We start from the raw sequence: 15,607 nt of genomic DNA on the forward strand, positions 1-15,607 counted from the left end.
CACTCTATAGTTTTGCAGAGAAACAACGGACGCCAAGATCGCAGCCTTCGGCAGCTCCTACAGGGATCGTGTCACGCCGTGATGCCATGTAAACCGCAAACATGTAGGAGCTGCCGCAGGCTGCGATCTTTTGATCTTAAACCGCGGGCACCGCAGCCCCCCCAGGCTCAACCACCGCCACCAACCCTTCTTTCATCCGCTTCGCATCCCGCACAAAACACTGCGACGCCAAAAACAGAAACACCATCGTAAAGAACAGCGCCACCGGGATCAGGTACATCGCGTCATGCAAGCCGACAGCCTTGAACGCTTCGGTCATCTGATCGGCACCGGCCGCCAGCATCGCCGTGTGCGCAAAGTGATCGGACAGTCCGCCCACCACCACCGGCCCCAAGCCGCCGCCCAACAAATACAGCCCGGCAAAGAACAGCGCCATCGCCGTCGCCCGCAACCGCGGTTCGACCACGTCCTGGATCGCCGTGTAGACGCAGGTGTAGAAGTTGTATGCAAACAACCAGCCCACACTGAACACCGCCACAAACACCCCGATCTCGATCCGCCCCGAATGCAACGCCCAGGCCGTGCACACGGTCGAGATGATCAGGCTGAACGCCGCAAACAGCAGTCGGCCATTGGCCACCCGCTGGTGAATCTTGTCAGCGACCCAGCCACCGAGCGTCAGGCCGAACAGCCCGGTCACGCCGACGATTACTCCCGTTGCGACCGCGGCTTCCTGCAACGGCATCAAGAAGTAACGCTGCAGCATGGGCACCAGAAACGAGTTGCAGGCATACGTGGCGAAGTTGAAGCACAGCCCTGCCATGACCAACCAGAGGAAAGTCGGCACAGCCAGCACGCGACGGATCGGCCGGTCGACGCGCTCCTGGGAGACCTGCACGCTTTCCGCGGCGCCGCGCTTCGGTTCCTTGATGAAGAACATGAAGATCGCCAGGATCAGCCCCGGCACCGCCGCGATGAAAAACGGCGCACGCCAGCTGTCGAACGCCTTGACCATTGCGCCGATGGTGAAGAATGCCAGCAGCAACCCCAACGGCAGACCGAGCATGAAAATGCCCATCGCCCGCGCGCGGCGGTGGGCCGGAAACAGGTCGCCGATCAGCGAGTTGGCGGCCGGTGCGTAACTGGCTTCACCGATGCCGATGCCCATGCGCACGAGCAGAAAGCCCCAGAAGCTGCCCACCAGCCCGTTGACCGCCGTGAGCCCGCTCCACACCGCGAGTCCCCAGCCCATCAACTTGCTGCGCGAACCGGTATCAGCCATTCGCCCCAGCGGCAGACCGGCGATGGCGTAGACGATGGTGAATGCCGTACCGATGATCCCCAGCTGAAAGTCGCTGAGGTGCCATTCCATGCGAATCGGCTCGATGATGATGGCCGGGATGGTACGGTCGAAAAAGTTGAACAGGTTGGCGAGGAACAGCAGGAACAGAATGCGCCAGGCATTCGCCGCTTGGGTCGAGTTCTGCATGGGTCCATCTCTTTTTTATTGTTATGAGGCTTCACTGCCCTCGGAAACTGCAATCTAGTCAGCCACGGCCAGCCTGTCTGTCATCATTCGTCAGCCTGATATCAGCTCATCGTGCCTTGCGCAAAACTGTGGGAGCGAGCCTGCTCGCGAAGGCGGTTGCTCCATCACCATCTGTATTAAATGTGTCAGCCCCTTCGCGAGCAGGCTCGCTCCCACAGGGGGGAATTGCGGTGTTTTCCATGGCCCGACCAACTGCTGAAAAATACCTGTCGCCCCCCCTTCCAATGCCCAAGGCGAAGCCTAGAATAGCGGCCTTGTCTGACCCACCGTTGCCCCCCATTCCTCCTTTGATAATCGCCCATGTCCGAAGCCAGTCCGTGTCTGAATTGCGGTGCCTGCTGTTCTCATTTTCGCGTGTCTTTTTTTTGGGGTGAATGCACCTCGTCCGGGGGGACGGTGCCCGACGAACTTGTCGCGCCCATCAGCCCGAGTCGGGTCGCCATGCTCGGCACTGACTGTAAACCCACTCGCTGCGTCGCACTGGTGGGTGACGTCGGCAGCACCGTGCAGTGCTCGATTTACGACCAGCGCTCCAGCACCTGCCGGGAGTTCGACGCCTCTTGGGCCAATGGCGAGGCGAATGTGGATTGTGATGCCGCACGGGCAGCGTTCGGGCTACCCGCCCTGCAACCCGAGTTCGAAACGCTGTACGGACAGAGCGCTTAAGGCTTAGCACCAAACGCTATTAAATTAATGCCGAAATCGTTAGTACCAATGTGCCACCACCGCTTGCACTCCATGCATGGCCTCTATACTCCAAAGCATTCGCCAGCGTTCTTGGCGCCGACCATGGTGTAACAACGGGGCATGCTATGGAGTGGCTTGGTCTGCATTTCATTACCGAGCTTCCACAGAGCGGGCTGGTAATACTCGATTGCTCACATGATCCGCTGTTGGTCCTACTGGCTTATGTGGTCGCCTGTGTCGGCAGCTTTGCCACACTGCACATGGTCGAACGGGTCGGTCACGCCGAAAAGCCCGGCGCCCAACTCCTATGGCGCTGGGTGGGTGCCGGATGCCTGGCAGGCGGGATCTGGGCCATGCATTTCATCGGCATGCTGGCGTTTCAAGCGCCTGTCGAAACTCATTACGAACTGTCCGTCGCGCTCCTTTCGCTGTTGATCGCCCTGCTCGCCTCGTGGCTGCTAATGCATACCCTCAGCCATCCTGGCCCGAGCTTTTGGCAATGCCTCAAGGCGTCGATCTGGATCGGTCTGGGCATTGCCGCCATGCATTACGTCGGCATGACCGCCCTGCATTCGAGTGCAGTGGTTTATTACCGACCAGCGCTCTTCGCCCTCTCCATCGTGATCGCAATAGGCGCCAGCCTTGCAGCCCTGTTGATATCCAGCCATCTGCGCGAGGGTACCGGCCTGTTCCATCAACTGCTCAAATACAGCGCCGGTCTGGTGCTTGGGGCAGGCATTGTCAGCATGCACTTCACCGGCATGGCGGCCTTAAATCTGGTACTGCCCATCGACAGTCTCCAAGTGCCACCCAGCGAAAACAATCACCTGCAACTGGGCCTGACAGTGGCGATCATGACGCTGCTGATCATTGGCAGCAGCATCAGCGCTGCACTGGCGGACAAGAAGCTGCAACACAAAGAGCGCGACCTGCAACGGGTCAACGCGCTGCTCAGTCAACTGGACCAGGCGCGCATGTCACTGCAACAGGTCGCGCATTACGACGCCTTGACCAACCTGATCAATCGGCGGGGCTTCAACCAGATTTTCGCCGAGAGGCTCATCGAGAAGACCCACGAGGGCGGCATGCTGGCGGTGCTGTTTCTGGACATCGATCACTTCAAGCGGATCAACGACAGCCTCGGCCACGATGCCGGCGACGAACTGCTCAAAGTCCTCGCCAGCCACATCAAGAGCTCGGTGCGCAGTCATGAAGATGTGGTGGCACGCCTTGGCGGCGACGAGTTCTGTCTGCTCATCAGTCTGCAAGATCGCGAAGAAGCACGGCACATGGCCCAGCGCATCCTGGTGAAAATGAAGGAGCCCATCGAGTTGGCCGGGCGACGCGTGGTCATGACCACCAGTATCGGTATCAGCGTGTTTCCGGAGGACGGCAAGACCTGTGAAGAGCTGTTGAAAAACGCCGACCTCGCGCTGTATCAGTCCAAGGGCAGTGGCCGTAACGGCCTGCATTTCTTCAATACAACCCTGAAAACCCGCGCCACGCTGGAGCTGCAACTGGAGGAAGAGTTGCGCCATGCCTTGCGCGAAAACACCGGGCTAATGCTGTATTACCAACCAATCTATGACTTGAAAACCGGTCAGGTCAGCAAGCTTGAAGCGCTGATTCGCTGGCAACACCCGGTCCATGGATTGCTAGCTCCGGATCGATTCATCGGCATCGCCGAGGCCAACGGTCTGATCGCCGAACTGGACAATTGGGTGCTGCGCAAGGCGTGTGAGGACTTGGGCGAACTGTCACGCCAAGGCTGCGAAGAACTGAAGATTGCAGTGAATTGCTCGCCCTTGAACCTGGGGCGTGAAGAGCTGGCCGATGAAATCGAACAGGCGCTGCGGATCTCGGGGGTGGCGCCGCAGCGGCTGGAACTGGAAGTGACCGAAAATGCGCTGATGGACAACATCACCAATACCCTGGTGTTACTGCGCCAGATTCGTGCCCTCGGCGTGTCGCTGTCGATCGACGACTTCGGCACCGGTTATTCGTCCCTGGCCTACCTCAAGCGCCTGCCGCTGAACACACTGAAAATCGACCGCTCGTTCATCCAGGACATTCCCATGGCCACCCAGGACATGGAGATTGTCCAGGCCATTATCGTCATGGCCCACACCCTGCATTTACAGGTGGTCACCGAAGGCGTCGAAACGTTCGAGCAATACGAATTTCTCGAACGCCATGGTTGCGACTTCGTTCAGGGCTACCTGCTGAGTCGTCCAGTGCCGCTGGCTGAATTGCGCCCGGTGCTGAACGAAATCAACCAGCGCAAACATTCATGCACAGTCAGTTCGTTGAGCCTGGCTCGCGGTACATCTGCACTAATGTCGACGGATCTTTTTCCAGGAATCCCTGGGTCCCATGCAGTCGCATCAATTGTGCGGCCAGTCCACTGATCGGCGTGGCCGAACCCTGCTCGCGGGAAAATTTCACTGCCGTGTCCAGGTCCTTGAGCAACGTGCGGACATGCCACTTCACCGGTTCGAAACGACTCTCGGCCATTTGCGGGGCGAGGATTTGCAGAGGTTTTGAATCGGCAAAACCGCCGGCCAGGGCTTCGGCGATCAAACTGGCGTCGACACCGGAACGCTCAGCCAATGCCACGACTTCGGCGATCACCAGCGCATTGCAGGCGACGATCATCTGATTGCAGGCCTTGGTCACCTGCCCTGCTCCAACGGCGCCCATATGGGTCACTCGCTGGCCGAGGCTCAGCAGAACCGGTCTGACCCGCTCAAGGTCTGCTGCGTCGCCGCCGACCATAATGGCCAGGCTGCCGGCTTCGGCACCGACCACGCCGCCGGATACCGGCGCATCCAGCCATTGCATACCGGTTGTACTGGCAAGCTCCGTCGCCATTTCCCGCGTGGCCGTAGGCTCCAGGCTGGAAAAATCCACCAGCAATTGACCGCTTTTCGCCCCCTCGGCCACCCCGGTCGCGCCAAAAACCACCTCACGTACCACCGACGTATCCGCCAGGCACACCATCACCACATCAGCGTGCTCGCACAGTTGCGCAGGCGTGTTCACATATCGGGCGCCGGCCTCGACCAGAGGCGTGCACTTGGCCGGGTTGCGATTCCACACCGTCAGTGGATAACCCGCTGCCAACAGACGCCGGCACATCGGCAAGCCCATCAGGCCGATCCCGGCAAAGCCAAGCGAAGGTAACGTTGCCATCATCTGGCCTCCTTTTGATTAAAGATCGCCGAATATTGGCCGATTCATCATGACTAAGGAAAGGATTCCCCCTAGCGATGATCAGGCAACCCTTCTGACGCTCGGGCCAAATACGCGCTGAACAAAGACGCGAGCCCCCATTCCGTGAAGGTTCGACAACACCTTGTCGTCGAGCCAACCAGCCCAGGTACATGGCGCCCAATGACTTCTAAAAATAATCCGGCCACTACGGTTTCCGATCTGACACTGAGCCCCGCGGCGAACAGCCCCTCATCGTCAAAGCCATTGATCCCGTCGCGTCCGCTGGCCACTCAGCAGTATCTGTACTTCACCGAAACCAACACCGACCGTATCCTCGATAACCTCGACGGCCTGCGCGACATGGTGTTCCCGCGCCCACCGCACCTGGAAGGCGACAGCGAACATCACAGTGATCAGGAATTCCCGTCGGTGTGCCTGATCGGCCTCGGCCGATGCGGTTCGAACATCGCGCTGGACGTTGCGGAGCTGGTGTACAACGCCCGCAAGTTCTACCTCAACGAATTCAATAACGAAGACCGCCTGTCGCCGGACAAACGCTTTTCCGAAAAGGGCTACAGCCCGGCACAATGGATTCGTAACAACCTGCGCCTGGGCACCAACAAGGGCGCCAAACCGGTGTTCCTGGTGGAACCGCTGGTGATGCTTGGCGACCTGGACAAAGACATCGCCGGGCGCATCCGCTTCTCGCGCAAAGGCGAAAAGAGCGGCTTCCTTCGCGACTACAGCAAAATGAAAATCATGGACTTGTCGGAAGTCCACGCCGGTGGCGCCGGTAACGCGCCGATCCTCGGTCAGTACCTGGCCAAGATCATCCTGAACAAGGACACCCAGCGTTTCTCCAGCCCTGACTGGAAGATGATTCACTCGTACCTGATCGACAGCTGCGGCATCAAGGCCAACCAGTCGCGCCTGTATTTCTCGATTTTCAGTGCCGGTGGCGGTACCGGTTCGGGCATGGCCTCGGAATTCGGCCTGGCCCAGCAGCACTCGTACATGAACAAGACGTTCGACACCAAGCCAATGGACGAACATGACAGCAAAAGTGGTCATTCCTTCGTCTTCGAGCCGATCTTCACCAGCGGCATCTGCGTACTGCCGAACATTTCCGATCACCGCAGTGAAATGTCCGAAGCGCTGCACATCAACGCCGGTCGCTTGCTGTGCAAATACCTGTCGGAAGAGTGGGACTTCTCCTACAACTTCGCCAACGAAGACAGCAGCGAAGCCAGCGTCATGGGCCGTATCCGGCCCTGGAACGCGATGATGCTGATCTCCAACGACATCATGCGTTACGCCGAAGAAAGTGATGACGGCAACATCCAGAACATCGACGTCAACGCGATGGAAAAGCACGCCAACCAGTACATCTCGCAGCAGATCTTCAACATTCTGACGGCGCAGGCGGTAACGACCGACTACGACCAGAACTATTTCCGTCGCGCCGGTATCGATATCGGCGAAACCATTCGCCTCGACGCCAATGACTTGTTCATGAGTCTGGCCGGTCCGGTGGCCATCGCCTATGCCGAGTCCGTGGTGCCGGAAACCCCGCCGCCGAGCAGCGACAAATTCAAGGTGTTCGATAAAGAACCGCAGCGTTTGAACATCGACGACCTGTTCTTCCGCTCCATCGACCTGCCGCACTTCAACAAGGTCACTCAGGCGATCGAAGGCATCAGCTTGTTGCCCATCGAGTCCAAGCGCTATCGCGCCTCGCTGGAGCAGTACAAGAACTCCGGCTATGACGCGGCCGCATTGCACGACCTGCACTTCTTCAAGAACTGCTCGTCCGTCGTGTCGATCGTTTCGCTGCCAAAGGACTACAAGCTGTCCTACATGGACCTGAACCGGTTGAAGACTCACCTCAACAGCCTGTTCCCGAACACCACGCTCAAGCGCTATGCGCTGGTGATCGGTGCGTCGGCCAACCTGTCGTTGACCACGTTGATCGCCAAGAGTCCGTGCCTGTCGGACGACTTCCTGACGCTGATCGTGGCGTTCATCAAGCGCTGCTTTGCGAAAAACCCGTACCGCTTCGATGACACGCTGGACAACTCGATCCTGGACTTCGTCATCAACGAAGAGTTTGACGAAGACCGGATCGATGACCTGCTGAACGAATTCGAGAACCCGGCGAAGATCCTCGACACCAACTGGTACGCGATCAAACCGATGTATGAGAAGAAGTACCGCGAACTGATCAACGACAAGGACAAGTTCGTCTCGATCAACGACATTCGCTTGTCGCGGGACTGTGTGAAGAAGGCGATCAAGTATCTGCGCGAGATTTACCGTCACCGGATTGGCAAGACCAAGGTTATTTCGCTTAACAACCACACCGGTAAAACCGCTTAATCAGCGGCGCGCCTTTCGCGAGCAAGCCCGCTCCCACATTCGACCGCATTATTCCGGATAGAATGCGGTCGAATGTGGGAGCGGGCTTGCTCGCGAAAGCGGCATCAGAACCACCACAAATCCCAACATCCAGAAACAATTAAGCAGCCATCAGGCTGCTCAATAAACTGTTCCCGTTACGTTTACGTCACCCTCGCCAAGACCCTTCTGTGGCCTTTCTCTACGGCAACATGCCATCACGCTACTCGGCTACACACTTTTCCTGAAAAGAGCCGCGCACCAAACAGGTGCAACACCTCAGCTCGTCGCCCTTTCCTGGATCAGAATCCACGGCGAAACGACCACGGCCCACAGCTCCGGATCACGTTCGAAAAGATCCAGCGCCCGCGTTTCAGACAGCTTGGCGAGGGTGTCGGCAGCCAACCAGGCAGCCACTTTCTCGCCGTCATCAGTCGCCACCGCTTCAGCGGCAGCGATCAAATCCAGACCGGGGTCGACCCACAATAGGGCACCCTTGGCGAAGAAGGGTTCCAGCTCTTTCCACGTAATAGATGCGGTTTCACCAAGCAGCTTGGCATAGAGGGTGCTAGGTTCTTGAGTCATGGGTCCTGTCCGGAAAAGAAATCGACGTCATCATAACGTTGGTCGACTGGCAGAAAAACCCGGATGCAATTGAGTCACTGACTGAAAAGACCAGGAAAGCCAAGGATTGCTGTTAATTCAGCTTCAACCCCCGCCGCGATTCTGTCTTTTTCTTTCAAAAAAGCGACACCCTCGGGATTTGCCCCCCGGCGCTGCCTTCCCAGGCTAACAATCGGCGCTCTACACTGTACCGGTACAGTTGCCGGGGGCATTTTCCGGAGGATATCGATGATATCTGACCCGGTTCTGCTGCTACGGCGCCAGGACTATAAAAACTACAACAGTAAGAGTGGAGCACTATGACTAAGGCTACTAAGCAGATTTCCAAACTGTTTGCCGCTATGGTTCTGGCCGGGGTTGCCAGCCATTCGTTCGCAGCTGACACCATCAAGATCGGCATCGCCGGCCCTAAAACCGGTCCTGTAGCCCAATACGGCGACATGCAGTTCAGTGGCGCCAAAATGGCCATCGAACAAATCAACGCCAAGGGTGGCGTAGACGGCAAGAAACTCGAAGCCGTTGAATACGATGACGCCTGTGATCCAAAACAAGCGGTTGCTGTCGCGAACAAAGTCGTCAACGACGGCGTCAAATTCGTCGTCGGTCACCTGTGCTCCAGCTCCACTCAACCCGCTTCGGACATCTACGAAGACGAAGGCGTGATTATGATCACCCCGGCTGCTACCAGCCCGGACATCACCAACCGTGGTTACAAAATGATCTTCCGTACTATCGGTCTCGACAGCGCCCAGGGCCCTGCCGCCGGTAACTACATCGCCGATCACGTCAAACCGAAAATCGTTGCTGTCCTGCACGACAAACAGCAATACGGTGAAGGCATCGCCACCGCCGTGAAGAAAACCCTGGAAGGCAAAGGCGTCAAGGTTGCCGTGTTCGAAGGCATCAACGCCGGCGACAAAGACTTCTCTTCGATGATCTCCAAGCTCAAGCAAGCCAACGTCGACTTCGTCTACTACGGCGGCTACCACCCGGAGCTGGGTCTGATCCTGCGTCAATCCCAGGAAAAAGGCCTGAAAGCCAAGTTCATGGGTCCGGAAGGCGTGGGTAACGACTCCATTTCGCAGATCGCCAAAGACGCTTCCGAAGGCCTGCTGGTAACCCTGCCGAAATCCTTCGACCAGGATCCGGCCAACATTGCCCTGGCTGACGCGTTCAAAGCCAAGAAAGAAGACCCGAGCGGTCCGTTCGTGTTCCCGGCCTACTCGGCTGTTGAAGTCATCGCCGGTGGTATCACTGCCGCCAAGAGCGAAGACACTGCGAAAGTGGCTGCTGCCATCCACGCAGGCACGTTCAAAACCCCGACTGGCGACCTGAGCTTCGACTCCAAGGGCGACCTGAAAGACTTCAAATTCGTGGTTTACGAGTGGCACTTCGGCAAACCTAAAACTGAAGTTTCGCCTCAGTAAGGCGTAGCCTGACTGACTGCCAATAGAGCCCACGGCGTGCCGTGGGCTTTGTTTTACGAACGTATAGGGCCGCGCTGGCGTGATCCGCCAGTCTCCCCACCTGAAAATCTCAAAACCGTCATCAGCGGTTCGCTGGCAAACCTCGAATTCGAAGTGGATGCAGATCCACGGGGCTCGAGCGGGAAAATGACTCCACCAGTGAAATGCGTATCAGGTTTTTAGGAGCGCTGTAATGCCTGACATCTATCACTTCTTCCAGCAGCTGGTTAATGGTTTGACCATTGGCAGCACATATGCCCTGATCGCCATCGGCTATACGATGGTTTACGGCATCATTGGAATGATCAACTTCGCCCACGGCGAGGTGTACATGATTGGTTCCTACGTGGCGTTCATCGCCATCGCGGGCCTGTCCATGATGGGACTCGACAGCGTTCCGCTGTTGATGACCGCCGCTTTCCTCGCAACCATCGTCGTCACCAGTGCCTACGGCTACAGCATCGAACGGATCGCCTACCGCCCCTTGCGCGGCAGCAACCGTCTGATCCCGCTGATTTCCGCCATCGGCATGTCGATCTTCCTGCAGAACACGGTTCTGCTGGCGCAAGACTCCAAGGACAAATCCATCCCCAACCTGATCCCTGGCAACTTCGCCATTGGGCCAGGTGGCGCACAAGAAGTGCTGATTTCCTACATGCAAATCGTGGTGTTTGTGGTGACCCTGGTCGCCATGCTCGGCCTGACGCTGTTCATCTCCCGCTCTCGCCTGGGTCGCGCCTGCCGCGCCTGTGCCGAAGACATCAAGATGGCCAACCTGCTGGGTATCAACACCAACAACATCATCGCCCTGACCTTCGTCATCGGTGCCGCACTGGCGGCCATCGCGGCCGTGCTGCTGAGCATGCAATACGGCGTGATCAACCCGAACGCCGGTTTCCTGGTCGGCCTCAAGGCCTTCACCGCAGCGGTATTGGGCGGTATCGGCAGCATCCCCGGCGCCATGCTCGGCGGGATCGTGCTTGGGGTGGCGGAAGCCTTCGGTGCCGATATCTTCGGCGACCAGTACAAGGACGTCGTGGCATTCGGCCTCTTGGTCCTGGTGTTGTTGTTCCGGCCTACCGGCCTGCTGGGCCGTCCGGAGGTTGAAAAAGTATGACTAAGAATCTTAAACAGGCATTGTTCAGCGCCTTGCTGGTGTGGGCGGTTGCCTACCCGGTACTTGGCCTGAAACTGACCATCGTCGGCATTAACCTCGAAGTCCATGGCACCAGCAATACCACGCTGATCACCATCGCCGTGTGCTCGGTCCTGATGTTCCTGCGTGTGCTGTTCGACCAGAAGATCAGCGCGGCCTGGAAATCCTCGCCCAACATGCCGGTCATGCCGGCCAAGGCCAGTAATTTCCTGACCCTGCCGACCACCCAGCGCTGGATCATCATTGCGTTGATCATCGGTGCACTGGTCTGGCCGTTCTTTGGCTCTCGCGGTGCGGTGGATATCGCCACGCTGGTGCTGATCTACGTGATGCTCGGCCTTGGTCTGAACATCGTGGTCGGTCTGGCTGGCCTGCTCGACCTTGGTTATGTCGGCTTCTATGCCGTCGGCGCCTACAGCTATGCGCTGCTGTCGCACTACTACGGTCTGAGCTTCTGGATCTGCCTGCCGATTGCCGGGATGATGTCGGCCACCTTCGGCTTCCTGCTCGGCTTCCCGGTACTGCGCTTGCGCGGTGACTACCTGGCGATCGTGACGTTGGGCTTCGGTGAAATCATCCGCCTGTTCCTGCGTAACCTGACCGGCCTCACGGGTGGTCCGAACGGCATCAGCAACATTCCCAAGCCCACGCTTTTCGGGCTGAGCTTCGATAAAACTGCCGCAGAAGGTATGCAGACCTTCCACGAGTACTTCGGCCTGGAATACAACTCGATCAACAAGGTGATCTTCCTTTACCTGATCGCGGTGTTGTTGTCGTTGTTCGCGCTGTTCGTCATCAACCGCTTGCTGCGCATGCCACTGGGCCGTGCCTGGGAAGCGTTGCGTGAAGACGAAATCGCCTGCCGTGCGCTGGGTCTCAACCCTACCGTCATCAAGCTTTCAGCCTTCACCCTCGGTGCCTGCTTCGCCGGTTTCGCCGGCAGTTTCTTCGCCGCGCGTCAGGGGCTGGTGACACCCGAGTCGTTCACCTTCATCGAGTCGGCGACCATTCTCGCCATCGTGGTGCTGGGTGGCATGGGCTCGCAACTGGGCGTCGTACTGGCGGCCACGGTGATGATCCTGTTGCCGGAAATGATGCGTGAGTTCAGTGAATACCGCATGTTGATGTTCGGCGCCTTGATGGTGCTGATGATGATCTGGCGTCCTCAAGGTCTGCTGCCCATGCAACGTCCTCACATGGAGCTGCGCAAATGAGCCGCGAGATCCTGAAAGTAGAAAATTTGAGCATGCGCTTCGGTGGCTTGCTGGCGGTCAACGGCGTGGCCCTGACCGTGAAGGAAAAACAGGTCGTGGCGCTGATCGGCCCCAACGGTGCGGGCAAGACCACCGTGTTCAACTGCCTGACCGGTTTCTACAAACCGAGCGGTGGCAGCATCCTGCTGGACGGTCAGCCGATTGAAGGCCTGCCCGGCCACAAGATCGCCCTCAAAGGCGTGGTGCGCACCTTCCAGAACGTGCGGTTGTTCAAGGACATGACGGCGGTCGAGAACCTTTTGATCGCCCAGCATCGTCACCTGAACACCAACTTCCTGGCGGGTCTGTTCAAGACCCCGGGGTTCCGCAAGAGCGAGCGCGAGGCGATGGAGTTTGCCGAGTACTGGCTGGAGAAGGTCAACCTCAAGGCGTTCGCCAACCGTCCGGCCGGCACCTTGGCCTACGGTCAGCAACGTCGCCTGGAAATCGCTCGCTGCATGATGACCCGCCCGCGGATCCTCATGCTCGACGAACCGGCCGCCGGCCTGAACCCGAAGGAAACCGAAGACCTGAAGGCGCTGATCAGCATGCTGCGTGAAGAGCACAACGTCACCGTGCTGCTGATCGAACACGACATGAAACTGGTCATGAGCATTTCCGACCACATCGTCGTGATCAACCAGGGCACGCCTCTGGCCAACGGAACACCGGAGCAGATCCGCGACAATCCTGAAGTGATCAAAGCCTACCTGGGGGAAGCGTAAATGCTGCAATTCGAAAACGTTTCCACCTTCTACGGCAAGATCCAGGCGCTGCACAGCGTCAACGTGGAGATCCGCCAAGGCGAAATCGTGACCCTGATCGGTGCCAACGGCGCGGGCAAATCCACCTTGCTGATGACGCTCTGCGGTTCGCCGCAAGCCCACAGCGGAAGCATCCGCTACATGGGTGAAGAGCTCGTGGGCCAGACCTCAGCGCAGATCATGCGCAAGAGCATCGCCGTGGTGCCGGAAGGTCGTCGAGTGTTCGCCCGCCTGACCGTGGAAGAGAACCTTGCCATGGGCGGGTTCTTCACCGACAAGGGCGATTATCAGGAGCAGATGGACAAGGTTCTCGGACTTTTCCCACGCCTGAAAGAACGCTTCGCCCAGCGTGGCGGCACCATGTCCGGCGGCGAACAGCAAATGCTCGCCATCGGCCGTGCGCTGATGAGCAAACCCAAGCTGCTGCTGCTCGACGAGCCGTCGCTGGGTTTGGCGCCGATCATCATCCAGCAGATCTTCGACATCATCGAACAACTGCGCAAGGACGGTGTGACGGTGTTCCTGGTCGAGCAAAACGCCAACCAGGCGCTGAAAATTGCCGACCGCGCGTACGTTCTGGAGAACGGCCGGGTGGTGATGACAGGCACCGGTGAAGCCCTGCTGACCGATCCGAAAGTGCGTGAAGCGTACCTCGGTGGTTAAGCCTTTGCGGTAAACAAAAAAACGGCCTTTGCGGGCCGTTTTTTTATGCCCAGTGGCAACCCTGAGAACAACGAACATTCACTGTAGGAGCGAGCTTGCTCGCGATGGTCGTCAACGATCACGCTGCTAGCCTGACACCCCCGGGTGCTCTCAGGTTCATCGCGAGCAAGCTCGCTCCTACAAAGTTAAAGCCGATCCAGTGCCTCACCACTGCGCTTGAACCAGCCAATCAGGTAATCCGCCAGCACCTGAGTGCGTTTTGGCAACCCCCCTTGATACGGATGCACCAGGTACATCGGCATGCGGCGAGTCTGATAGTCGCGCAGGAGCCAGCGTAAACGCCCGTCAGCCAATTCCGTTTGCAGCAGGTAGGACGGCAGACGCGCAATTCCGGCCCCCGCCAGTGCGGCTTTTTTCAGCAGACTGTAATGGTTGCTGGCGAACGGTCCCGATACCCGAACCCGCAACAACTCGTGTTGCTGGTGATAGAGCCACTCTTCGCGGCCGCTGTAATGACTGTTGAGCAGACAGCGGTGTTCCGCGAGAGCCTGCGGCGTCAACGGTTCACCGTATTGTTCAAGGTAGGCCGGGCTGGCGCAGGTCATCTCGTGCCAGGCCAGAAGTGGCCGGGCCACTAGACGCTCGTCGTTACCTACGTCGGAGCGAACCGCCAGATCGAAACCGTCGCGGGACAAATCACGATAGCTGTTGCTGAGGTCGAGTTCGATCTGCACCTGCGGGTACTTGTGGGAAAACTCCAGCAACAAGCCATCGAAGAAGGTTTCTCCCAGCGATACCGGAACCGTCATACGCACCGGCCCGGCCATGTCGTCCTTCAACCGCGCCAATGCCTGGCGCGCTCGTTCTACCTGAACGACCAGGGCCTGGGCTTGCGGCAGCAACGCCGCACCCGCCGCCGTCAAACTCAAGCGTCGCGTGGTGCGTTGCAACAGAACCACGGAAAACCGCGTTTCCAGCAGGCTGATGCGCTTGGACAATTGGCCCTTGCTACAGCCCAGTTGCTGAGCCGCCAAGGTAAAACTCCCCGCTTCGATCAGCACCGAAAACGCCGCCAGATCATCCATCTCACTCATGGATTGTTTCCATTTGAAAACCAAAGGTTGCCCATTAGCGCGCTTATCAGCTGAAAAAACCACTCTAAACTGAAGCCTCACTCAACCCGTTCGAGGATCAGCAGCATGAAAATTCTTTTGATAGGCGCAGGCGGCACCATCGGTTCGGCGATCGACAAAGAGCTGTCGGAGCGTCACGAGATCATCCGCATCGGCCGCACCAGTGGCGACCTTCATGTGGATATCAGCGACAGCGCCTCGATTCGCAAGCTGTTCGAACAAACCGGCAAGTTCGATGCGCTGGTCTGCGCCGCGGGCAACGTGACCTTTGCGCCGTTGAGCGAGATGACTGAAGACAGCTTTGCACTGGGCCTGAAAGACAAGCTGATGGGGCAGGTCAACTTGCTGCTGATCGGCCGTGAATTTGCTAATGACGGTGGCTCGTTCACCCTCACCACTGGCGTGCTGAGTCACGACCCGATTCGCAGTGGCGCCTCGGCAGCACTGGTCAACGGCGCACTGGACAGCTTCGTTCGTTCGGCGGCCATCGAACTGCCTCGCGGTTTGCGCGTCAACTCGGTCAGCCCTACCGTTCTGGTCGAAGCCATGGGCAGCTACGCGCCGTACTTCCGCGGCTACAAACCGGTTCCCGCAGCCGATGTAGCGCTGGCCTACGCCAAAAGCGTAGAAGGTCTGCAGACAGGTCAGACCTTTCACGTCGGTTAATCCGACACATTCCGTAGGAGCGAGCTTGCTCCGGGCGGC

General features: G+C 58.3%; 13 protein-coding genes. 9 read left to right on the plus strand and 4 right to left on the minus strand.

Annotation, left to right across the window (positions count from 1 at the left end; translation table 11 throughout):
• Positions 1-136: 136 nt before the first annotated feature.
• Positions 137-1,489 carry a spinster family MFS transporter gene (locus tag JFU37_RS06320; RefSeq protein ID WP_201114144.1) on the minus strand — a complete coding sequence of 451 codons (1,353 nt, stop codon included), beginning with the start codon at positions 1,487-1,489 and terminating at the stop codon, positions 137-139.
• Between the two features lie 360 nt (positions 1,490-1,849).
• On the opposite strand from JFU37_RS06320, the gene JFU37_RS06325 reads away from it, so the two are divergent.
• Positions 1,850-2,215, plus strand: coding sequence for a YkgJ family cysteine cluster protein (locus JFU37_RS06325; RefSeq protein ID WP_201114146.1), 366 nt, complete (start codon positions 1,850-1,852; stop codon positions 2,213-2,215).
• Between the two features lie 146 nt (positions 2,216-2,361).
• Positions 2,362-4,644: a putative bifunctional diguanylate cyclase/phosphodiesterase gene (locus JFU37_RS06330; RefSeq protein ID WP_201114148.1), complete on the plus strand. Its 2,283-nt coding sequence runs from the start codon at positions 2,362-2,364 to the stop codon at positions 4,642-4,644.
• Here the strand turns inward: JFU37_RS06330 and JFU37_RS06335 are convergent.
• Complete coding sequence (locus JFU37_RS06335; RefSeq protein ID WP_201114150.1) at positions 4,535-5,431, minus strand: NAD(P)-dependent oxidoreductase; 897 nt, start codon at positions 5,429-5,431, stop codon at positions 4,535-4,537. The genes JFU37_RS06330 and JFU37_RS06335 overlap by 110 nt on opposite strands.
• A gap of 198 nt (positions 5,432-5,629) precedes the next feature.
• Here JFU37_RS06335 and JFU37_RS06340 point away from each other — a divergent pair, with 198 nt between their 5' ends.
• Positions 5,630-7,825 (plus strand): hypothetical protein, encoded by a 2,196-nt coding sequence (locus tag JFU37_RS06340; RefSeq protein ID WP_201114152.1) that lies wholly within the window; start codon positions 5,630-5,632, stop codon positions 7,823-7,825.
• A gap of 297 nt (positions 7,826-8,122) precedes the next feature.
• Here the strand turns inward: JFU37_RS06340 and JFU37_RS06345 are convergent, their stop codons facing one another.
• Positions 8,123-8,428, minus strand: a complete 306-nt coding sequence (locus JFU37_RS06345) for a DUF2288 domain-containing protein (RefSeq protein ID WP_201114154.1) — start codon at positions 8,426-8,428, stop codon at positions 8,123-8,125.
• 338 nt (positions 8,429-8,766) lie between these two features.
• Between JFU37_RS06345 and JFU37_RS06350 the strand changes: the two genes are divergently transcribed.
• From JFU37_RS06350 to JFU37_RS06370, 5 genes are all read left to right on the plus strand, one after another.
• Entirely contained in the window at positions 8,767-9,894 is a 1,128-nt protein-coding gene (locus tag JFU37_RS06350) for a branched-chain amino acid ABC transporter substrate-binding protein (protein ID WP_201114156.1), read from the plus strand.
• Between the two features lie 232 nt (positions 9,895-10,126).
• On the plus strand, positions 10,127-11,050 hold the full coding sequence (gene livH, locus JFU37_RS06355) for a high-affinity branched-chain amino acid ABC transporter permease LivH (protein WP_201114158.1): 924 nt from the start codon (positions 10,127-10,129) through the stop codon (positions 11,048-11,050).
• Complete coding sequence (locus tag JFU37_RS06360; RefSeq protein WP_201114160.1) at positions 11,047-12,303, plus strand: high-affinity branched-chain amino acid ABC transporter permease LivM; 1,257 nt, start codon at positions 11,047-11,049, stop codon at positions 12,301-12,303. Before livH ends, JFU37_RS06360 begins: the two co-directional genes overlap by 4 nt.
• Positions 12,300-13,067, plus strand: a complete 768-nt coding sequence (livG, locus tag JFU37_RS06365; RefSeq protein WP_201114162.1) for a high-affinity branched-chain amino acid ABC transporter ATP-binding protein LivG — start codon at positions 12,300-12,302, stop codon at positions 13,065-13,067. Before JFU37_RS06360 ends, livG begins: the two co-directional genes overlap by 4 nt.
• A complete protein-coding gene (locus JFU37_RS06370; protein WP_201114164.1) occupies positions 13,068-13,769 on the plus strand; it encodes an ABC transporter ATP-binding protein in 702 nt (233 codons plus the stop codon).
• A 185-nt stretch (positions 13,770-13,954) separates the two neighbouring features.
• Here JFU37_RS06370 and JFU37_RS06375 read toward each other — a convergent pair whose 3' ends face one another.
• Positions 13,955-14,863 (minus strand): LysR family transcriptional regulator, encoded by a 909-nt coding sequence (locus JFU37_RS06375; RefSeq protein WP_201114166.1) that lies wholly within the window; start codon positions 14,861-14,863, stop codon positions 13,955-13,957.
• Between the two features lie 105 nt (positions 14,864-14,968).
• Here JFU37_RS06375 and JFU37_RS06380 point away from each other — a divergent pair, with 105 nt between their 5' ends.
• On the plus strand, positions 14,969-15,568 hold the full coding sequence (locus JFU37_RS06380) for a short chain dehydrogenase (RefSeq protein WP_201114168.1): 600 nt from the start codon (positions 14,969-14,971) through the stop codon (positions 15,566-15,568).
• Positions 15,569-15,607: the final 39 nt, after the last annotated feature.

Source organism: Pseudomonas sp. TH41 (genome assembly GCF_016650695.1).
GTDB lineage: Bacteria > Pseudomonadota > Gammaproteobacteria > Pseudomonadales > Pseudomonadaceae > Aquipseudomonas.